21 protein-coding genes and 1 pseudogene are annotated in these 20,048 nt (G+C 70.2%); 9 read left to right on the top strand and 13 right to left on the bottom strand.

The genetic code is table 11. From position 1 onward, the window contains the following. Nucleotides 1-251 precede the first annotated feature (251 nt). The 13 genes from ACZ53K_RS29080 to proS all read right to left on the bottom strand — a co-directional run bounded on the left by ACZ53K_RS29080 (nucleotide 252) and on the right by proS (nucleotide 10,391). Nucleotides 252-560, bottom strand: a complete 309-nt coding sequence (locus ACZ53K_RS29080) for a DUF2469 domain-containing protein (protein ID WP_003980220.1) — start codon at nucleotides 558-560, stop codon at nucleotides 252-254. 38 nt (nucleotides 561-598) lie between these two features. Continuing rightward, nucleotides 599-1,087: an NUDIX hydrolase gene (locus ACZ53K_RS29075; RefSeq protein ID WP_468842132.1), complete on the bottom strand. Its 489-nt coding sequence runs from the start codon at nucleotides 1,085-1,087 to the stop codon at nucleotides 599-601. Nucleotides 1,088-1,182: 95 nt separating this feature from the next. Then, nucleotides 1,183-1,911 (bottom strand): signal peptidase I, encoded by a 729-nt coding sequence (gene lepB, locus ACZ53K_RS29070; protein WP_468842085.1) that lies wholly within the window; start codon nucleotides 1,909-1,911, stop codon nucleotides 1,183-1,185. 216 nt (nucleotides 1,912-2,127) lie between these two features. Then, nucleotides 2,128-3,132 carry a signal peptidase I gene (gene lepB, locus ACZ53K_RS29065; protein WP_468842129.1) on the bottom strand — a complete coding sequence of 335 codons (1,005 nt, stop codon included), beginning with the start codon at nucleotides 3,130-3,132 and terminating at the stop codon, nucleotides 2,128-2,130. Further along, on the bottom strand, nucleotides 3,074-4,270 hold the full coding sequence (gene lepB, locus ACZ53K_RS29060) for a signal peptidase I (RefSeq protein WP_468842127.1): 1,197 nt from the start codon (nucleotides 4,268-4,270) through the stop codon (nucleotides 3,074-3,076). Before lepB (ACZ53K_RS29060) ends, lepB (ACZ53K_RS29065) begins: the two co-directional genes overlap by 59 nt. Further along, nucleotides 4,263-5,216, bottom strand: coding sequence for a signal peptidase I (lepB, locus tag ACZ53K_RS29055; protein ID WP_468842083.1), 954 nt, complete (start codon nucleotides 5,214-5,216; stop codon nucleotides 4,263-4,265). Before lepB (ACZ53K_RS29055) ends, lepB (ACZ53K_RS29060) begins: the two co-directional genes overlap by 8 nt. A gap of 45 nt (nucleotides 5,217-5,261) precedes the next feature. Further along, nucleotides 5,262-5,609 (bottom strand): 50S ribosomal protein L19, encoded by a 348-nt coding sequence (gene rplS, locus ACZ53K_RS29050; protein WP_031007308.1) that lies wholly within the window; start codon nucleotides 5,607-5,609, stop codon nucleotides 5,262-5,264. 134 nt (nucleotides 5,610-5,743) lie between these two features. Then, on the bottom strand, nucleotides 5,744-6,550 hold the full coding sequence (gene trmD, locus ACZ53K_RS29045) for a tRNA (guanosine(37)-N1)-methyltransferase TrmD (protein WP_468842079.1): 807 nt from the start codon (nucleotides 6,548-6,550) through the stop codon (nucleotides 5,744-5,746). Continuing rightward, complete coding sequence (rimM, locus tag ACZ53K_RS29040; protein ID WP_468842076.1) at nucleotides 6,550-7,104, bottom strand: ribosome maturation factor RimM; 555 nt, start codon at nucleotides 7,102-7,104, stop codon at nucleotides 6,550-6,552. The genes trmD and rimM overlap by 1 nt, the downstream gene beginning before the upstream one ends. 197 nt (nucleotides 7,105-7,301) lie before the next feature. After that, nucleotides 7,302-7,541, bottom strand: a complete 240-nt coding sequence (locus tag ACZ53K_RS29035) for an RNA-binding protein (RefSeq protein WP_003980229.1) — start codon at nucleotides 7,539-7,541, stop codon at nucleotides 7,302-7,304. Nucleotides 7,542-7,543: 2 nt separating this feature from the next. After that, nucleotides 7,544-7,981, bottom strand: a complete 438-nt coding sequence (rpsP, locus tag ACZ53K_RS29030) for a 30S ribosomal protein S16 (RefSeq protein WP_073760851.1) — start codon at nucleotides 7,979-7,981, stop codon at nucleotides 7,544-7,546. A 155-nt stretch (nucleotides 7,982-8,136) separates the two neighbouring features. Then, nucleotides 8,137-8,727, bottom strand: coding sequence for a hypothetical protein (locus tag ACZ53K_RS29025; protein WP_073760850.1), 591 nt, complete (start codon nucleotides 8,725-8,727; stop codon nucleotides 8,137-8,139). A gap of 248 nt (nucleotides 8,728-8,975) precedes the next feature. Next, a complete protein-coding gene (gene proS, locus ACZ53K_RS29020) occupies nucleotides 8,976-10,391 on the bottom strand; it encodes a proline--tRNA ligase (protein WP_468842073.1) in 1,416 nt (471 codons plus the stop codon). 218 nt (nucleotides 10,392-10,609) lie between these two features. Between proS and ACZ53K_RS29015 the strand changes: the two genes are divergently transcribed. From ACZ53K_RS29015 to ACZ53K_RS28975, 9 genes and pseudogenes are all read left to right on the top strand, one after another. Then, nucleotides 10,610-11,485 carry a methyltransferase domain-containing protein gene (locus ACZ53K_RS29015; protein WP_468842071.1) on the top strand — a complete coding sequence of 292 codons (876 nt, stop codon included), beginning with the start codon at nucleotides 10,610-10,612 and terminating at the stop codon, nucleotides 11,483-11,485. Between the two features lie 307 nt (nucleotides 11,486-11,792). Continuing rightward, complete coding sequence (yhfZ, locus tag ACZ53K_RS29010; RefSeq protein ID WP_468842069.1) at nucleotides 11,793-12,740, top strand: GntR family transcriptional regulator YhfZ; 948 nt, start codon at nucleotides 11,793-11,795, stop codon at nucleotides 12,738-12,740. A gap of 194 nt (nucleotides 12,741-12,934) precedes the next feature. Next, complete coding sequence (locus tag ACZ53K_RS29005) at nucleotides 12,935-13,306, top strand: PRD domain-containing protein (protein WP_468842067.1); 372 nt, start codon at nucleotides 12,935-12,937, stop codon at nucleotides 13,304-13,306. Then, entirely contained in the window at nucleotides 13,303-13,659 is a 357-nt protein-coding gene (locus ACZ53K_RS29000; RefSeq protein ID WP_468842065.1) for a DUF2620 family protein, read from the top strand. The genes ACZ53K_RS29005 and ACZ53K_RS29000 overlap by 4 nt, the downstream gene beginning before the upstream one ends. A gap of 88 nt (nucleotides 13,660-13,747) precedes the next feature. Beyond that, nucleotides 13,748-15,130 (top strand): YhfT family protein, encoded by a 1,383-nt coding sequence (locus ACZ53K_RS28995; RefSeq protein WP_468842063.1) that lies wholly within the window; start codon nucleotides 13,748-13,750, stop codon nucleotides 15,128-15,130. A 34-nt stretch (nucleotides 15,131-15,164) separates the two neighbouring features. Next, nucleotides 15,165-16,097, top strand: a pseudogene (locus ACZ53K_RS28990) (phosphotriesterase family protein); the annotation flags it as partial. Between the two features lie 193 nt (nucleotides 16,098-16,290). Beyond that, nucleotides 16,291-17,481, top strand: a complete 1,191-nt coding sequence (locus ACZ53K_RS28985) for an aminotransferase class V-fold PLP-dependent enzyme (protein WP_468842061.1) — start codon at nucleotides 16,291-16,293, stop codon at nucleotides 17,479-17,481. Between the two features lie 5 nt (nucleotides 17,482-17,486). Next, nucleotides 17,487-18,734, top strand: coding sequence for an alanine racemase (locus ACZ53K_RS28980; RefSeq protein ID WP_468842124.1), 1,248 nt, complete (start codon nucleotides 17,487-17,489; stop codon nucleotides 18,732-18,734). After that, the gene (locus tag ACZ53K_RS28975) at nucleotides 18,731-19,984 is read left to right on the top strand and encodes a phosphopentomutase (protein ID WP_468842059.1); all 1,254 of its coding nucleotides are present in this window, start codon (nucleotides 18,731-18,733) and stop codon (nucleotides 19,982-19,984) included. The genes ACZ53K_RS28980 and ACZ53K_RS28975 overlap by 4 nt, the downstream gene beginning before the upstream one ends. Nucleotides 19,985-20,048: the final 64 nt, after the last annotated feature.

Here is a 20,048-nt window from a genome sequence, read left to right as displayed (position 1 = left end):
GGTGAGGATTTTCCTCGTTCCTCGCGTTCACTCGGCACCACCTCCGGCACCGACTGTGACGCTTCAGCCACGAACTATTGGATCTTGGTGGATAACCGAGCGGTTGTGGAAAACTTCGTCACTCGCCTCGGTGAAGCAGACGCAGACGCAACGGCGGCATGGCCCCAGGCCCAGACTCAGGCGCAACTACGCAAACCTGGACACCTCGCGCCCGCCCAGACGGGCCCACATGCCCCGCAGCCCGCCCCGGCTCAGCTCCCCGGAAGATCCAGATCGCTCTTGTTCAGCTCCTCGATGTTCACGTCCTTGAACGTCAACACTCGCACCTGTTTCACGAAGCGCGCCGGCCGGTACATGTCCCAGACCCACGCGTCCGCCATCGAGACCTCGAAGAACACCTCGCCCTGCACGGAGTGCACCTGCATCTCGTAGTCATTCGTGAGGTAGAAGCGACGCTCGGTCTCGATCACATATTTGAACAGCCCGACGACATCGCGGTACTCCCGGTAGAGCTTCAGCTCCATCTCGGTCTCGTACTTTTCGAGGTCCTCGGCGCTCATGGCAGATCCCCTTCAGCCGTGCGTCCCCCTATTGTGCGTCAGACGCTCTCGGTAGCCAGCAGCACCGGCGCGTCAGGGGGCCCTTCGTCGAGCAGCCTGCGCAGCAGCTCGGCGAATCTCTTCGGATACACCGTCTCATGCGATACGGAAAGATCTTTCGCAGTCCACCACCTCAGTCCCGACACGCTGCGCCGCTCAAGATCTGTCTGCCCCGACATCTCGGTTGCAGTCCGGTCCGTACGGGCCAGGTAGTACCACTCGTCCTGGTCCCAGCGCCGTCCGTCGAAGGGGAAGGAGCATCGCCGTTTCCACAGCAGCGGTCCCAGCTGTACGCCGGTGATGCCCGTCTCCTCGGCCAGCTCCCTGTGGGCGGCCTCCTCGCGGGTCTCCGTCCCCTCCAGGCCGCCGCCCGGTGTGAACCACCACGTACGGGACGGATCGCCGGGTTCGTAGCCGTGCAGCAAAAGGACCCTGTCGTCCGGGTCCAGCAGCACCACTCGGGAGACCTGCCGAACCTCTGCCGGCAGGCCATCGGCCGCATCGTACACCTCACCCGTCACGTCAGCCCCGCCCCCGCCTCGTACAGCGGGCCGTACACCGCCTCGCGCCCCCACCTGATCCTTCAACCACTCCTATGCCTCCTACGTCGCGCCACCGGCCCGTACGCCGCACCGCCCAGGATCATCACCGCTCCCGCGACGACCGCGATCACGATGACGCGTACCGGCCCGGGCTGCGACGTGCCGCCGGGCATCGCCGCGAAGCTCTCCGGACGCTCCAGCACGCTCATACTGCCGATCGGCCACGCCCTGGCGTCCACCCGAGCGTCCACGGCGGTGCGCGACACAGAACCGTGGTCGGCGTCCTTGAGGTGCGTACGGGAGTCCAAGGAGTCGTTGCGGTGGTCGCCGAGGAGGAAGAGCTGGCCCACCGGCACCTTCGAGCTGAAGCCGGTCGGCGAGGCCGGCCCTTCGGCCTGAAGATACGGTTCTTCGACGGGCTTGCCGTTGACCGTCAGCCGGCCGTCCTTGCTGCAGCAGGCGACCGTGTCGCCGCCCACCCCGACGACACGCTTGATCATCGGCACATCGCCCCACACCGAGTCCCGGAAGACCACGATGTCACCGCGCCGCACCTGGGCGCCGTCCACCCGCTCGGCCAGCACCCGGTCCCCCACCCCGATCGTCGGGGCCATCGAGTCGGTCGGCACCGTATAGGGGCGGTAGGTCAGCGCTCCCCATACGAAGCCGCCCAGGAACAGCACACAGCCGACGGCCACGACCAGACCGGACAGCACATTGCCCGTCGTCCGGCCGCGGCCGTCGCTCGTACGTTCCTTGCTGCTGCTCATCCCAGCGCTCCCGCCCCGCGAGCACGACCCGCGTCGAAGATCTGGGACGGCACCCTACCCGGGGGTACGTTGCCCAGTCAGCACCATGAGCCGGGACAACGGACGCGACCTCCGCACCTGGCGCCGACCGAATCCGCGCCTCGGGCGCATCGGGCCCTCGATGCGCGACCCACCGGAGGCCGCGCAGCTCGCACCCGGCCCGACGCGATCACCCGCTCAGTCGGACGACTGCTCCACTGGTTGCACCGCCCGCGCGGCCCGCTTGCGGCGCCGCCACAGCACGATCGGCACCGCGCCCGCGAGACCGAGCGCCGCCGGCGTCGCCGCCATCGCCTTGTTCAGCGCGGGCTGGTCGAACGTGTCCGGCACCGACAGCCACGACCAGCGGTTGATCGGCCAGGCGATCGTGAAGGCGCGCCCCACGACCTGCTTGACCTCGACCGTGCCGTTGCCCTTGAGGTTCGTGTGGTAGCGCGAGTCGAGGGAGTCCTGACGGTGGTCACCCATGACCCAGATGCTGCCCTTGGGCACCTTGATCGGCCCGAACGGCTTGTCGCCGCACGGCGTGTTGCCGGGGAAGAGGTACGAGTCCTCCTTGAGGGCGGTGCCGTTGACCTTGACCGGCCCGGTGCCCTGGCACTCCACGGTGTCGCCGCCGACCGCGATGACCCGCTTGATCAGGTCCTTCTCCTCGGCCGACGGCATCAGGCCGATGAAGCTGAGGACCTGCTGGATCGCGTTGGGCTCGGGGGTGGGCACCTCGTTCAGCCAGCCGCCCGGGTCGTGGAAGACGACGACCTCGCCACGTTCCGGTTCGGAGCCGAACCAGGGGGTGAGCTTGTCCACCAGCACCCGGTCGCCGCGCTGCAGGGTGTCCTGCATCGAGTCGGATGGAATGGAGAACGCCTGCACCAGGAACGTCTTGATGATCAGTGCGAGGACCAGCGCGATACCGATGAGGATCGGCAGCTCTTTCCAGAAGGCACGCGGCTTCTTGCCCTTCTTCACGCTGCCGCTCTCCTCCTCGTCCACCGGCTGTTCCTTGTCCATCGGCGCTCCCGGGCCCGGCTGCCGCCCGGGGCCGGCCGGCTGTCCCGGGTCCGCCGCCCGCGCCGGTTCAGCCGGTCGTCCCGGCTCTCCGGAGGCGGCGGGCTGTGCGGACTCACCGTTTCCCGCCGGCTCTTCGGGCTCTTCGGTTCCGGACCGCGCGCCGACCGCCAAGTCCCCCACATCCACTCCTTACTCCACGCCACTGCCTGCCCGATAGCCGGTGCAGGCCCACCACTCCCATAACGAGCGGGAGTTCCGCAGGGGTCGGGAGTTCGGACAAACCGTCGGAGGACACACTATGCGGAGCCCGCCCCGCCGTCGCCCTCGCGCCCGGCGCGTCGCGCACGGTCGCGTAGGTGTCCGGCTCCTCCAAGCGGCGCCAGTGCCCCACCGGCCAGGCGATGACCACGGCCCGGCCGACCACGCTGTCCACCGAGATCGTCCCACGGTACGGCTCGTCCAGGTGGTACCGCGAGTCCGCCGAGTTGGAGCGGTGGTCACCCATCACGAAGATCCGGCCAACCGGAACCTTGACCTCGAATTTGAACTGTGAGGGCGGATTGTCCGGATGTATATATGGCTCATCCAGGGGTGTGCCATTGACCGTGACACGGCCCTTCTTGTCGCAGCACTTGACGGTGTCGCCCCCGACGGCCACCACACGTTTGATCAGATCCTGTTCGTCGGCCGACGGAAGCAGCCCGATGAAGGTCAGGAACTCCTTGACCTGCTTGATCACGACCGGGTCGTCGGCGGTTTCGACCTGCTCGCCCTTGAGCCAGCCCCCGGGGTCCTTGAAGACGACCACGTCGCCGCGCTCGGGTTCCGAACCGAACCAGGGGGTGAGCTTGTCGACCAGCACGCGGTCGCCGATCCGGATGGTCTGTTCCATGGAGCCGGAGGGGATCACGAAGGCCTGGACGAGGAAAGTCTTGAGCACCAGCGCGATGGCCAGGGCCACGCCGATGAGGATCGGTATTTCTTTGAGGTAGGAGCGACGCCTGCGACGTTTGATGCGACGTGCCTGGCGTCGGCGCTCGGCGCGTCCTCCGGTGGCGGGTCTGGTCGTCCGCGTCCTGACGCGCGCGCCACCGTCGGCGCCGGAGCCTTCCCCGTGCGGCCCGTCCCCGTACCCCGCGCTCTTGTACGGACCGTCCCCGTACCCCGAGCTCTCGTACGGACCGTTCCCGTACGCTCCGTACGAGTCGGCCCCGTACGAGCCCCCATACGCCTCTTCCGCGTCGGTCTCGCCCTCGCCCGCCCTCACATCCCCCTGGTGCCCGTGCCTGGGCCGCCCCCGGTTACCCATGGCTGCCTGCCGCACCCGGTATACCGTCGAAGGCGCGTGGGCGGTGCAGAGCCGTCCAGTGGCCCACCGGCCAGGCGATCCAGTCGGCGCGGCCGATCACCTTGCCGACCGGTACGGTGCCGCCCCCGGGTTCGCCGAGGTGGTCCCGTGAGTCACGTGATCTGCCGCGGTGGTCTCCCATGACCCACAGTTTTCCCTCCGGCACCACGATGTCGAACGCGTCGGAGGACGGCGCGTCCCCCGGAAACAGGTAGCCCTCGTCCACCGGCTCGCCGTTCACCTTGATCCGCCCCCGTTTGTCGCAGCAGGTCACCCGGTCCCCGCCGACGCCGATCACGCGCTTGATGTAGTCGGTGGCCGCGGGCTGCGCCAGGCCCAGCGCCGCGCCTGCTCCCCTGAGCAGCCCCGCCACCGGGTTCTCCGCCGGTTCGCTGTGCAGGAAGGAGCCGGTGCCGTCGAAGACGATCACGTCGCCCCTGCGCGGTTCGCCGCCGAAGCGGTACGCCAGCTTGTTGACCAGGACCCGGTCGCCGATCCGCAGGGTGTTCTCCATGGAGGAGCTGGGGATCAGGAAGGGCTGGACGACGAAGGCACTGAGCAGCAGGACGAAGGCCATGCAGCCCGCGAACAGCAGGACGGGCCGACGCCACAGGGCGGCCAGGCCGGCTCCCAGCCAGGATCCGAACCGCCGGAGCCGGGTCGTCTGCCGCTGCGATGCCCCCTTCTGGGGCCGCGCGTCCTCATCCCGGGGTTCCGGGCGCCCCTCCGCCTGTTCAGGGGGTTGCGCGCACCGCTCCGCCCGCTCCTCGGGCCCGGGCCGCTCGGTCTCGTTCTCCTGCCCGGAGGAGGCGCGCGGGGAAAAACACGCGGAGCGCGACCCCTGCTCCGGCCCCTGCTCGGGGGCGGGAGAGCGGTCGCGCTCCGAAAGCTGTGCGTCGGTGTCCATCGGACCCTGAGCCTATCCGGCCGGTCCAGGACGCCGGACGTCTGTTCAGTTGTCGCGCTTCTCCTTGATCTTCGCGGCCTTGCCGCGCAGCTCACGGAGGTAGTACAGCTTGGCGCGACGCACGTCACCGCGGGTCACCAGCTCGATCTTCTCGACGATCGGGGTGTGCACGGGGAAGGTGCGCTCGACGCCGACGGAGAAGCTGACCTTGCGGACCGTGAAGGTCTCGCGGACGCCCGCGCCCTGGCGGCGGATGACAACGCCCTTGAACTGCTGCACACGGGAGCGGTTGCCCTCGATGACGCGCACGTGGACGTTGACGGTGTCACCCGGGCGGAAGGCCGGGATGTCGCTGCGCAGCGACGCGGAGTCGACGGAGTCGAGAAGGTTCATGACCCACTGCTTTCTTCGTTGATGCCACAGGTCATCAACGGAACTGGAAATTTCGATGAGGTTGCCGTTCCGTCGGGCGGGCGTCGTTCCCCCTGTGGCAGGGGCGCGCGCCGGACGCACACAGCAGCGGCCTATTATTCCACGGCGTCGCTCGTACGCCCAAATCGGCCGTCCGTTCCCTCGGCCCACCCGAGGATCGAGAGGGTTTCGCGGTCCTTCCTGTCGAAGGCGGCCGGGTCGGCGCGCTCGATCAGGTCGGGGCGGTTGCGGTCGGTACGGCGGAACGCCTCGTCCCGGCGCCACCGGGCGATCTTGCCGTGGTGGCCGCTGAGCAGCACCTCGGGGATGCCACGGCCGCGCCACTCCGGAGGCTTGGTGTAGACGGGTCCTTCCAGGAGGTCCGCCATCGCGCCGGGGGCGAAGGAGTCGTCCTGATGGGAGGCGGAGTTGCCCAGGACACCGGGCAGCAGCCGGGCGATGGCCTCGACCATGACCAGGACGGGGGCCTCGCCGCCGGCCAGGACGTAGTCGCCGATGGAGACCTCGCGTACGTCCACGCGGTCGCCGTACTCCTCGATGACGCGGCGGTCGATACCCTCGTAGCGGGCGGGGGTGAAGACCAGCCAGGGCTTCTCCGAGAGCTCGACGGCGAGCTGCTGGGTGAAGGGTTTGCCGCTCGGCGTGGGGACGACGATGACCGGGTCGCCCTCCTGGGAGTCGATGACCGAGTCCAGCGCCTCGCCCCACGGCTCGGGCTTCATGACCATGCCGGGGCCGCCGCCGTACGGCGTGTCGTCGACGGTGTTGTGCTTGTCGTGGGTCCATTCCCGCAGGTCGTGGATGCGGACATCCAGCTGGCCGCGGGCGCGCGCCTTGCCGACCAGGGAGACGTCCAGCGGTTCCAGGTACTCCGGGAAGATCGTGACGATGTCGAGCCGCATCACACGTCCTCGCCGGCGTCACGGGCCGAGGCGACCTCGGCCCGGCTGTCGTCGAGCAGGCCGGGCGGGGGGTCGACGACGGCCTTCTGCTCCGCCAGGTCGATCTCCGGCACGATCTCGGAGACGAACGGAATCAGGATCTCGCTGCCGTCCGGGCGGCGGACGACCAGCAGGTCCTGGTACGGCAGGTGGGAGATCTCGGCGATGCGCCCGACCTCCGCGCCGTCGCGGGTGACCACGTCGAGGTCGATGAGCTGGTGGTCGTAGAACTCTTCGGGGTCCTCGGGGACCTCTTCGGGGTCGATCTCGGCGATCAGCAGCGTGTTACGCAGCGCTTCGGCGCCCGTACGGTCCCGTACGCCCTCGAAGCGCAGCAGCAGGCGCCCGCTGTGCACCCGGCCGGTCTCGATGGTCAGCGGGCCGGTGGCGGCCGGGTCCGTGGCCAGTACGGCGCCGGGTGCGAGCCGCAGCTCCGGCTCGTCGGTACGCACCTCGACGGTGACCTCGCCCTTGATGCCATGGGCGCGGCCGATCCGCGCGACTACCAGCTGCACAGTGGCCCCTCTTCGCGGCCGGCCGCCCGCCGCTCGCCGCGGTGGCGGTCCTCGCCTCGTGTTTCGTCAATCGGTGATAACGGTCATGCAGGCATCGTCGCAGATGCCTATGACAACGGGCCGGGGTGAGCCGTAGCCCTCCCCGGCCCGTGCCGGTACTGCCTGGTCCGGGGAGTACCCCGGTGCCCCGTTTCTGCTCAGCGGACCTGGTCCACGTCGACGAGGTCGACCCGGATGCCACGGCCGCCGATGGCGCCTACGACCGTCCGCAGGGCACGCGCGGTGCGGCCGTTGCGGCCGATCACCTTTCCGAGGTCGTCGGGGTGGACCCGGACCTCCAGAACGCGCCCGCGGCGCAGGGTGCGCGAGGCGACCTGCACGTCGTCGGGGTTGTCGACGATGCCCTTTACGAGGTGCTCGAGGGCCTCCTCGAGCATGATCAGGACTCGGTCGACTCGGAGGTGGACTCGGCCTCGGCCTCGTCCGCCTTCTTGTCAGCCTTCTTCGCCTTCGGGGTGATGGCCTCACCCTTCGGCTCATCGCCGTCCTTGGCCAGGGCCTCGAACAGTGCGCGCTTGTCGGCCTTCGGCTCGGCGACCTTCATCGGCGCCGGGGCGGGCAGGCCCTTGAACTTCTGCCAGTCGCCGGTGACCTTGAGGATGGCCATGACGGGCTCGGTCGGCTGCGCGCCGACACCCAGCCAGTACTGGACACGCTCGGAGTCGACCTCGATGCGCGACGGGTTCTGCACCGGGTGGTACAGACCGATCTCCTCGATGGCCCGGCCGTCACGGCGGGTACGGGAGTCGGCGATGATGATGCGGTAGTGAGGCGCGCGGATCTTGCCCAGACGCTTCAGCTTGATCTTGACTGCCACGGGAGTGGTGTCTCCTGGTCTTGACGTGGTTGGGCACAACGGGATGCCACGTGGGGTTGCGGTACTCGGGTGCCCGATGGACGCGTCAGCCGGAGGAGAGAGGGGTCCTGTGCGACTGTCGAGTACAGCTAGCCATTGTGCCACACCACTCCAGGTCAGCCGACCGCGGCCACCTCGGGGATTCGGAACGGCTTGCCGCAGCCGCCGCAGACGATGGGCGCCTGGGCCAGCACGGACGGAACAACTCGGACATTCCTGCCGCAATCACAGACAGCCTTGACGCGTACACCGCCACCGGACGAGCCGTGCCGGGCAGCCGGCCCCCGGAAGCTGCGGGCACTGTCGGCCGTGGTCGCGACGGAGTGCGCCTTGAGGGCTCTGGCGAGCCGCTCGATGGTGGGACGGTAACGCCTTCTGGCCTCGGGGTTGAGCGTGACCAGCGAGAAGCCGCTGCTCGGGTGCGGCTCGTCGACGTGGTCGAGGCCCAACTCCTCGGCGATCGCGAGGAATCGACGGTTGTGGTAACGGCCTGCGCGTGAGGTGTCGCGGACGCCGCGGGCGGCGGCGATGCCGTGGACTGCCTCGTGCAGCAGCCGTTCGAAGGAGAGCTCGGCCCCACAGGCGGACGAGGACTCTCCGATCAGGGACTCGGGCGCGGCCAGATCCGGCAGCTCGGGGTGGTGCCGTTGAATATCGGCCCACGCGAGCGCCAGTTCGGCGGCGAGAACAGGCGGTGTCGTGCTCACGTCGTGACAACGAGCCGGGCCCATCCAGTGTTCCGATTACGGGGCATCTCAAATAATTTGCACGTACCGGTCAGTTTCTGGTCATGGGTTTCGAGGACGGCGTGTGCGCAGAACTGCGGAGAAGACACGCGTCAGGTGGCAAGCCGGGGCGTACCCGCGCGTACGCCCCGGCGCGTAAGAGATGTGTACGCGCCGGGGCAACCGTTGCCCGAGGGTCGCGACGTGACACCGGTGGAGTCCGATGGGACTCAGTAGGCGCGCGCGACGATCGCGATGCTACCCGGGGCATCGTCGGCTTCGGGCACCGACCCGTCCTCGGCTACCAGACACCGTACGGTCACCGCCTGCTCGGCGAGCCGGGCCTCGCCCTCCGCACCGAGCACGGCCCACGGGATCCGCGCCCAGCCGCCCGCGGCCGCCGCCTCGACGGCCTCCTCGACGGTCGTCACGTCCGAGGTGCGCGACTGCCGGCGCTCACGGGACTGCCGCAGGAGCAGCGCCTGATCCTCCTCCAGGCACGCCGGCAGGAGGGAGTCCAGCACATCGAGCCGGACCGGCTCCTCGCCACCGGGAACGCGGCGGACCAGCGTCGCGGTGCCGCTCTCCAGGTCGCGCGGGCCGACCTCAATACGGAGCGGCACCCCTTTCAGTTCCCAGTCCACCGCGCGGCGCCCGAAAGGGATGTCCGTACGGTCGTCGACCTGGGCGCGCACGCCCGCCGCCCTGAGTACGTCGCCGATCCGCCGGACCTCGGCCCGTACGGCGTCGTCCCCCTTGACCGCCAGGGCCACGGCCTGGACCGGGGCCAGCCGGGGCGGGACGCGCAGGCCGTGATCGTCACCGTGCGACATGACCAGCGCGCCGACCATGCGGGTGCTGCTTCCCCAGGAGGTCTGCCAGACCAGTTCCTGCTTGCCTTCCTTGGAGAGGTACCGCGTATGGAAGGCGCGTGCGAAGTTCTGGCCCAGTTCGTGGCTGGTGGCCATCTGCAGGGCCTTGCCGTCACCCATCATCGCTTCGAGGGTGAGGGTGTTGATCGCCCCGGCGAAGCGTTCCGCCGGGGTCTTGCGCCCGGCCACCACGTCGACGGCGAGGACGTCGGCCATGAAGTCGGCGTAGACGTCCCGGTGGATGCGGGTGGCGTAGTCACGGGCCTCCTCATGGGTGGCGTGTGCGGTGTGGCCCTCCTGCCAGAGGAATTCCGTCGTACGGAGGAACACCCGCGGCCGCATCTCCCAACGGACGACGTTGGCCCACTGGTTGATGAGCAGGGGAAGGTCACGGTAGCTCTGCACCCACTTGGAGAAGTACTCGTTGACGATGGTCTCGGAGGTGGGCCTGATGACAGCTGGTTCCTCCAGTTCCTTGCCGCCGCCGTGGGTGACCACCGCGAGTTCCGGCGCGAAGCCCTCGACGTGCTCGGCCTCCCTGGCCAGATACGACTGCGGGATCAGGAGCGGGAAGTAGGCGTTCCGGGCGCCGGCTTCCTTGATGCGCGCGTCCACCTCCGCCTGCATCCGCTCCCAGAGCCCGTACCCGTACGGTCGGACGACCATGGTGCCGCGCACCGGACCGTTGTCGGCCAGTTCGGCCTTGCTGATCACTTCCTGGTACCAGCGGGAGAAGTCGTCCGCTTGGGGCGTGAGAACGAGGGCCTTTGCCATGGCGCGCATGGTAGGAGCGCGACACCCGGCGTCGGCAAGCGGATTTGCACCCCGGCGCACCGAGGGGCGCGCGGGAGACAACCCCGGCGCACCCCTGGACTCCGGGCCGGATGGGGAGTTGTCTGGAATGCGGGGGCGCACGACGCGAACACAGGGGCGGGACACGGGGAGATCGACCACTGACAGCTTCGGGTTCTCGGCGGATTGGGGCGCTTTCGATGACACCCACGCTCGTACGGCACCACCTCCGGCAGTCCGGCTCTCCCGGTTCTCACGACCCCTCCGCACCGGTCGACTCCTGTGGACGCGCCCGCGACTGGGCCGAGATCCAGGAACGGATGCTGGTGCCGCTGTACGAGGCCGTCTACGACCGGGTGGGTGTCGGACCGCACACCAGGCTGCTGGGCCTGGGCTGCGGTTCCGGGCTCGCACTGCTGATCGCCGCGGCCCGCGGCGCGCAGGTTTGCGGCGTGGACGCGGACGAAGAACGGCTGGACCTGGCGCGGGAACGGCTGACCCCCGACTCCTCGCGCGAGGCCCGCGACGGCGCGTCGCAGACCACGGTGCTGGCGTGCGGCGGCCCCGAGCGGGCGGCCGACCCGAGCGGCTCCGCGTTCAATCTGGTGACGGCCTTTCACCCGGTGGGCTGCGTCGGCAGCATCGAGGGGCTGACGGCTTCGCTGGTGACGGCCGCCGGGCTCGCGGAGCTCGGCAGCCCGGTGGTACTGGGCGGCTGGGGGCCGGTGGAGCGGTGTGCCACGGCGAGTGTGCTGCGGGTGGCCCAGCGGTTGGCAGACCCGTTGCGCACGGCGGGCGGCTGGCGGCCCAGCGGCCGCGACGACCTTGAGGAACTGGCCGGCCGGGCGGGGCTGCGCCCCGACGGGTCGGGGCGGGTGGCCTGCCCGTTCGGCTACGGCAATCTGCCGAGCGCGGTGCGCGGGCTGCTGTCCACGGGCCTGTTCGACGCCGCGCTCGAGGTCACCGACCAGGCCCAGGTGGAGAAGGAACTGAGCGAGGCACTGCATCCGCATCAGCGCCCGGACGGCACGGTCTGGATGGCGAACGTCTTCCGCTATCTCATCGCGCGCACGTGATTTCTTTCTGACGCCTCGATCCTCCGAATCCTCCGACACTGCGCTCGTTCGCTGCTTCGATCCTTCGTCCCTGCAACCCTTCCCGCTCTCTGACCGCCCGGGTCGACTGCTCTTTGCCCGGCTTCCGGTCGGGTGCCCGCGTCCGAGGACTGGCCGTCCGGGAACTGGCCATCCGAGAACCGGCCCGCCTTGCGTGCGCCCCTCCCCCATCCGCCGGAGCCCGGCGTTACGCGTCAACGGCGAGCCTCCCCCCATTCACCCGTGCGAGGTATACCCAATATCCAGAATTCTGTTTACTGTCATTTCCATGAACAGCATCGACGAACGGTTCCTGACCCGCAACGGGCTCGCCGCCCGGCAGCTCTCCGCCCTGCTGATCAACCGGCCCACCGAGGGCAGCGCCGCGCGACTCCCCCGGGTACGCGACCTCGCCACCCGGCTCGGGGTCGGCAACGGGACGGTCCAGGCCGCGCTCCAGCTGCTGGAGGAGTCGGGCGCGATAGAGACCGTGGCCCGCGGGCACCTCGGCACCTTCCTGGTACGCGCGGACCGCGCCGTACTGTGGCGCCTCGCCGGGCTGGGCACCGTCCTCGCCGCGATGCCGTTGCCCTACTCACGACGTTACGAGGGTCTGGCCACCGGGCTGCGGACCGCCTTCGAGGAAGCCGGCGCGCCCTTCGCCATCACCTTCATGCGCGGCGCCGCCTCGCGGGTGTCCGCCCTGCTGGACGGGAAGGTCGACCTGGCGGTGCTGTCCCGCTTCGCGGCCGACCAGCTGATCGACCGGCATCCCATCGATCTGATCGCGGATCTGGGCCCGGCCACCTACGTCGGCGCGCACGGGCTGGTGCTGCGGCAAGGTGTCCAGCCCGACACCGAGGGCCTACGGGTCGCCGTGGATCCCACGTCCGAGGGCCAAAAAGCGCTGGCCGAGCGGGCGTTCGCCGGGCGACAGGACGTGACATGGCTGGAGAGCTCGTTCGTACGACTCCACGAACTGTTCGCGCAGGACCGGGCCGACGCCACCGTCTGGAGCCTCGACGAGGTGCAGGGACAGCTCGGCGGCGAAGTGGCGGTACTGCCACTCGGTGACGAAGTCACCGACGATCTGTCGCTGCGCAATTCCAGCGCGGCGCTGATAGCGCGCAAGGAGGGCAGCGAGGCGCTGGCAGCGGTGAGCGGGTCTCTCGACCTGGAAGCCGTCACCACCCTTCAGGCCGAGGTACTGCGAGGGGAGCGCATCCCTTCCTACTGAGGTCGCCGGCTCGACCGGCCGGGGCGACGGTGTCGGCCGGCCGGGGAGGACCGTGCCGGTCGGCCTGGGCGACACGCAGGAGCGCCGCCGGTCCGAGCTTGTCGTCGAGAGGCCTGTTCGCAGGCACTTCCCGGAGCTTCACGTCACTGCGCGGGACACCGCCTACCGTCTATTGATCACCAGGGGGAACAGCCATGGAAGCCCTGCTCGCACAGCGGATCCGGATCTTCGTGGAGAGTGGTCAGGTTCAGCCCGCGATCGCCGAGTTCGTACGGGCCGAACTGGACGCGCTGGCCGCCGAGGGGTGCACGGTCACCGAGGAATCCGCGGGGATGCTCACCAGCCATCTGCTGATGGCGCTGACCCGGTTGCGCGACGGCGAGCCGGTGGAGGAGTTCCGTACCGACGACATAGCCGCCGCGGAGCTGGCCGATCATCCCCAGGCCGTCCGGCGGGCCCACGCCGTCTCCGTACGGGCCGAGAGCGCCCTCGGCGCTCCGCTCCCCGAGTCCGAGATCAACTTCCTGGCGATGCATTTCGCCCTCCTGCGAAGGGACACACCATGACGACCATCCTCACCGGCGGTGTCGGCAAGGCCGAGGTCGCGGACATCGTGCGGCGGCTGGCGCTGGACGGCGTCGAGGTCGTGGTCAGCAACGACATGGACGCGGCAGCACTGCTGCGAATCGGCCGGGCCGGCTACTTCCTGGGCACCTGCCAGACCGGTGCCGGGGCCTCGCTGGGCGTCCTGGTGGGGCTCATGGGTTCCGCGGTCTGCCACACCTTCGGCCGCTCGGTCCCGTCGGAGGGCGAGATCGCTGCCCTGCTGGACCAGGGCAAGAAGGTGTTCGGCTTCGCGGTGGACCAGGTCGATGCGATCACGCCCGCGCTGGTCCGAGCCATCGCCACCCGTACCTGAACGTGCCGGGCCTCCCGCGGGCCCGGCGCCCTCGGCCCTCGTGGGCCGTACGACCCGATGACGTGCCAGGGCACAAAGGAGTGACCCCGTGAGCAGCACCGTCCTCGCCGCGAGCACCGGTCTCGACTTCTCGCTCGCGCAGCAACTGACCGTCGTGGCCCTGTGCGCGCTGACCGCCTTCCTCTCGCACCTGGCGCTGGCCGTCTTCAACGACGGTGTACGGCCTTTCATGCTCGACTTCGTCCAGGGCCGTACGACCCGGAGCGCCACCACGGCGGTGTCCTTCGGGCTCTCCGCCGGGTTCATCTTCGGGCTGGGGGCACCGATGGCCCTCTCCTCCGGGGTACTCAACCCCTGGCTGGTGTTCCTGCCCACCGATGTCCTGGGCATCCTCGCGCCGAAGAAGTGGATGGCGCCGCTGCTCGGCGGGGCGTGGGGAGCGGTGGTGGTGTTCGGTCTGGACGGGGCCAACGGCCTCGCGCACGATCTGCCGGTCGACTTCCTGACGGCCATGCAGCAGATGGCGACGCCGATCCTCTTCCTCTTCACGCTGTTTCCAGTGCTGGCGATCACCAAGCAGTTCGGGTGGCTGCGCGGTGCCGTGGCAGGTGTGGTGGAGCTGGCGCTCGTGGTGCTGACGATGAAGGTGTGGCCGGAGGTGTTCGCGGGGGCGCCGGCCATGGCGGTGGGGGTGCTGCTGCTCATGGGGTTCGCGGTGGCCAAGGACGTACGGCAGCGCCGGACCGAACGGACGGCTGAGAAGTCAGTGCCGTCCAGGGAGGGAGAGGTTCCGGAAGAGCGGGTCGCCGGTGGGATGCCGGCAGGCGTGGACCAGATGGCGTCGCTGTTCGGCGCCAGTGCGGCTCGGCTGCGCCGGCACCTGCCGTTGTTCATGGTGCTGGGCGCCGGAGTCTGTCTGCTGGCTCAAATGCATGTCTTCGGCGGCGGCGAGGCGACCAGCTTCCTGATCGCCAAGGGGCAGTACGCGGAAGCGGCGCAGGTCGACTTCTACCGGGCCCTCGGGTTCATCCCGCTGATCGCCACCACCGCGCTGGCCTCCGGCGCGTACGGCATCGTCGGGTTCACGCTCGTCTACCCGATCGGGTATCTGCTGCCCAGCCCCTGGCTGGCGCTGGCCTGCGGAGCGCTGGTCTTCGCCGCGGAGGTGCTGGCCCTGAGCTGGATCGGCAAGGTGCTGGGCGGTCTGCCTTCGGTGCGCGACTCCTCGGAGCACCTGCGCGGCGCCATCGGCGACACCCTGCTGCTGGCCATTCTCTTCGGGTCCCTGATGGCGGCCAACGCCATGGGCGGTGGGCTGGGAATCCTGATAGCCGGCGGCCTCTACCTGTTCAACGAGGCAGTGGGCCGGGTGGTGGTCCGGATGGCCGCCGCTCCCGCCGCGGTCGTCGTCACCGGCATCGTCCTCAACCTCCTTCACTGGCTGCACCTCTTCACCCCGGTCAAAGGCTGAGCAGGCGCGCGGGGCGCCAGAAAGGCAGAGCGTCATGACCTCCTCGTTGCGAACCGTCACCGGACCACTGGCGGTGAGCGCCGTGCGTGGGCCCGTGCTCGCCCACGAGCACCTGGCCCTCGACCTCACCCGAGCTACTGACCGCGCGGCCTCGCTGGGGGCCCGGCACGCCGCGGCGGTCACCCGTGAACTGGCTCTACTCCGCCAGAGATTCGGGCTGTCGCTCGTGGTCGAGCTGTCCTGCCGGGGCATGGGGCGAGATCTCTCGGCCCTGACCCGTATCTCCCGGGCGTCGGGGGTGGCGGTCGTCGCGGGCACCGGCTGGTATCACGACGCGTTCCATCCGGCCGAGGTGGACGGCGCGACCGTCGACGAACTGGCGGATGCCCTGGTTGAAGAGATCACGAGGGAGCCGGGCCCCGACGGCATCCTCCCCGGCGTCATCGGTGAAGTCGGAAGCCATGGTCACGCGCCGAGCGAACCTGAGGTCCGTACGCTCACCGCGGCCGCCCGTGCCTCGGTCGCAACCGGGTTGTCGCTGGCGACCCATGCGCAGCTGGGACGCGGCGGTCCCGCCCAGTTGGAGCTGCTCACCGCGGCCGGCCTGGCTCCGCACCGAATCAGCATCGGGCACCAGGACCTGCTCGACGACCCCGTGGTGCACCGGGGGTTGGCGGCGGCAGGCGCGTACGTCGCCTTCGACACCGTCGGCAAGGAGAACTACCAGAGCGACGCCACCCGGCTGCGGTTACTGATCGCGCTGGTGGAAGCCGGGCACGCCGACCGCGTGCTGCTCAGTTGCGACATCTCCCGGCACGGCTATCTGGCCAGTGAGGGCGGCCACGGTTACGGGCACCTGTTCCGGTCGTTCCTGCCGCGGGTACGGGACGCCGGGGCCGATGAGGAACTGATCGATGTGCTGACCCGTCGAAATCCGCTGCGATTCCTCACCGGCGGGGACGGAGAAATCTGGGGTGAAGAAACCGGGCAGGGGGTGACCAAGCACGGAGTGGCTGGGCACGAATCGGCCGGGCAGTCGGCTGGGCTGCCGATCAGCTCTGCGGCGCACGCTTCGGGCCGGGCTTCGCGCCGGACCCCGGACCCGGGCACGGCCCCGGCCCTGGGCGCGGAAGTGACCTGGCGGGCGGGGAGGGGCTGACATGAGTGTGCGGCTGCCCAGGACGTTTCCGTTGCCGACGGTCGCGGTGGAGGACGCGGTGGCGAATCAGTTCCGGCTGATGGAGTGCGTTGCCCGGCATTTCGAGGGACGGCAGCTCTTCGAGGCGGACGCGGGAGTGGTGCCGGGGCTGGGCCGGCCGCGTACCACCGCGCGGGTCGAGGCCGTTCTCGCGGACTTTTTCGGGGCCCCCGCCGCGGCCCTGGTGCAGGGCGCCGGGACGGGCGCCATCCGGGCCGCGCTCAGCGCCGTGCTCGGTGCGGGCGGTCCGCTGCTCCTGCACCGCGCACCGGTCTACCGCACCACCAGTGTCACTCTTCGTGGGCTGGGCGTGGCGACCGTGGAAGCGGATTTCAACGACCGTCCGGGGCTGGAGCGGGCGCTCTCCTCCGGCCGGTTCCGGTGGGCGTTCGTGCAGCATTCCCGGCAGCGGGCGGCGGACTCCTACGATCCGGGCCGGGTGCTCGCCGCCTGTCGGGCCGCCGGCGTGCGCACCATCGTGGACGACAATTACACGGCCCTCCGTGTCCCGGCGTGCGGCGTGGAACTGGGCGCGGACGCTTCCTGCTTCTCCCTGTTCAAGCTGCACGGCCCGGAGGGGGTGGGAGCGGTCGTCGGATCGCGGGACCTGGTGGAACGCGTGCACGACGACAACTACTCCGGCGGCGGCCAGGTGCAGGGGCATCAGGCGCTGGATGCGCTGCGGGCGCTCAGCCACGTCCCGGTGATGTGGGCGGTGCAGTCCAGGACGGGTACGGAGATCGCCGAGCGGCTGGCGGCCGGGGAGGTGCCCGGCGTTGCCGAGGTACGGCTCGCGAATGTGCAGGACCGGTGTGTGCTGCTGCGGCTGGAGCGGCCCGTGGCCCGCGCGGTGCCGGCCGCCGCGGCCCGGTACGGCGCCGCGCCGTATCCGGTGGGCGCCAACTCCCGGTATGAAATCGCTCCGCTCGTTTACCGGATGTCCGGCTCCGTCCTTGAGGACGCGCCGGAGCTGGCCGACTGGACGGTGCGGATCAATCCGATGCGGGCAGGCGCTGACCTGGTGATCGACATCCTCCGCCGTGCGCTGCGCGACCTGGACGCCGCTCCCGCTGCCTGTGCCCGGGCCTGTCCCCCATGCGTACCTGCCGCTCCCACCGGGCCGGGCGTTCCCGACGACGGGGAAGGGGTGTGACTGCCGTGTTCCTCGACACCGTCCTCTCGCGCAACCCGCAGTTGGCCCGTTACGCCGCTGAGCTGCACCGCACCGGTGCGGTGCAGCCGGACACGTACGTCATTGACCTGGATGCCGTCGAGGCAAATGCCGCGCTGCTGGCGGAAGAGGCGAGACGGTGGGGCCTCGGCCTGTGGCCCGTGGTCAAACAGGTCGGCCGCAATCCCGAACTGATCCGGGCCGTGGCCCGGTACCTGCCCCGCTTCGCCGCCATCGACGCGCCCGAGGCCCGCGCCCTGCACGCGGCGGGTGCGCGGGTCGGGAACGTGGGCCATTTGGTGCAGGTACCGCACCGCGCGCTTCCCGAGGTGCTGTCCTGGCATCCGGAGGCGGTGACCGTCTTCGATGCGGCCAACGCCCGAGCCGTCTCGGATGCCGCCCGGCAACTGGGCCGCGTGCAGGATGTTTTGGTACGTATCGAGGGGGCGCCCGGGTCGGTCCACCCTGGTCAGGAGGGCGGCGTACCCCTCGCCGGTCTGGCGGGATTCGCGGCCGAGGCGGAACAGTTGCCCGGCATCCGCGTGGCCGGGGTCACCGGATTCCCTTGCGTCGAGTGTGTTCCCGGGGCGGGGCGGGCGCGTCCCACCGCCACTTTCGCCCTCGTCCGTGAGGCCCGTTCGCTGCTGGCCGCACGCGGGCACATGGACCTGATGCTGAGCGCTCCGGGCGTGACCTGCACGGCCACCCTGCCGCTGCTCGCTGAGCTGGGCGCCACGCACGGTGAGCCCGGCCACGCCCTCACCGGCACCACCCCCCTCCATGCCGCCGGCGGGAACCGGCAGCCGGACCAACCGGAGCAGCAGACGCAGCAGACGCAGCAGACGCAGCAGACGGAACGGCCCGCTTACGTGTACGTCACGGAGGTCGCGCATGTCCTCGCCGATGGGCGACCCGCTCTGCACGGTGGTGGCTTCTATCCCAGGTCGGGGGTCGAGTCGGCACTGATTCCGCGTACCGGTGCCCGGCTCGCCGTGCTGCGGGCGCCTGCCGAGAGCATTGACTATTACCGCCTGCTGGCTCCTGGTGACGTCCGGCCCGGGGACACCGCCGTTCTCGCGTTCCGTACGCAGATCTTCGTCACGCGCAGCACCGTCGCCGTTGTCACCGGCCTCACCACCGGTGCCCCGCGGTTGGTCAGCCGCCACGATGCGTTGGGCCGCCGGCTTCCGGAGGGCCCCGAGGTCGTTGGCGGGAAAGGCACGGGTGGGCCATGAGCAGGATCGTCATCCTCGTCGTCGACGGCTTCGGTGTCGGTGCGATGCCCGACGCGGGCGTGCCGCGCCCCGGCGACGCCGCCGCCGACACGCTCGGCCATCTCCTCGACAGTCACCGTGCGGCGACCGGCCACCGCCTCGCGCTGCCGACTTGGGAAGCGCTCGGTCTCGGCCTCGTCCACCCGCATCCGGACCTCAGCAGGGAGCCGTCCCTCCCGGTGGCCGCGGGCCGCGCGGCTCTCGGCTATCCGGGCGCCGATACGTACGCCGGGCACCAGACCATGGTGGGGGCCGACTTCAGCCGGGTGGCGGTGGCCCGGCTCGCCGGCCATCTCGACGAGGTCGTCGCGGCCCTGCGGGCGCACGGACACGGTACGGCTCTTCTCGGCGGGCGGCCCCTGCTGTTGGTGGACGGGCGGGCCCTCGTCCACGACAACCTGGAGGCGGACCCGGGCGTCAACTGGAACGTGTCCGGGTGCTTGGAAGACATCCCGTTCGCGGAGCTACTTCGTATCGCCCGGGTGGTGCGTTCGGTGGCGCCCGTCGCCCGAGTGATCGCCGTGGGCGGCCACGCCAACGCACCACTGCCCGCGTTCGTACGGGAAGGCGACCTCGGCACGGTCGGCCTGGACACCCCGGCGAGCGGCTTCTACCGGAATGGCGGGCTGGCGGTGCGGCATCTCGGCGCGCCACTGGACCACGCTCGCCGGCTGCCGGAGCTGGCGGCGGTCGCGGGCGTGCCCGTCACGCTCGTGGGCAAGGCCGCGGATGTCCTGGCCTGCGACGCGGCGGTGCATCGTCCCGCCGTCGGCACCGCAGAGGTCTTCGCGCTGACCCTCGACGCCCTCCGCCGGGCCCCGGATACGGCATTGATCATCGGCAACGTCCAGGAGACCGACCTGGCGGGGCACCAGCAGGACGCGCCGCGTTACGCCTCCGTGCTGCAACGGACCGATGTGGGGCTGGGCACGCTGCTGCCGCTTCTCTCGTCCCCCGGCGACCGTCTGATCGTCACCGGCGACCACGGCAACGATCCGCTGATCGGCCATGCCTGTCATACGCGGGAGTACGTCCCGGTGCTGATCCAGCGCCCCGAGGCTGCCTGCCCCGAGCGTCTGCCGTCGGCCCGGACCTTGGCGGACGTGGGGGCCACGGCGGCGGTGGCGCTCGGGCTGAGCGCCACCGCGCTCGGCAGCGGCACGCCACTGCTGCGGCCTGCGGGGGCCGGATCGGCAGGTGCACCGAGATGACCACGCGAACGAGCCCCCGGCCGGGGCTCCGGCCAGGGGCTCGATCACACGCTCACACGCCGTC

The sequence above is a fragment of the Streptomyces sp. NPDC033221 genome (genome assembly GCF_055577005.1).
The sequence above is the reverse complement of the archived record's forward strand: the minus strand, read 5'-3'. Positions and strand labels throughout refer to the sequence as shown.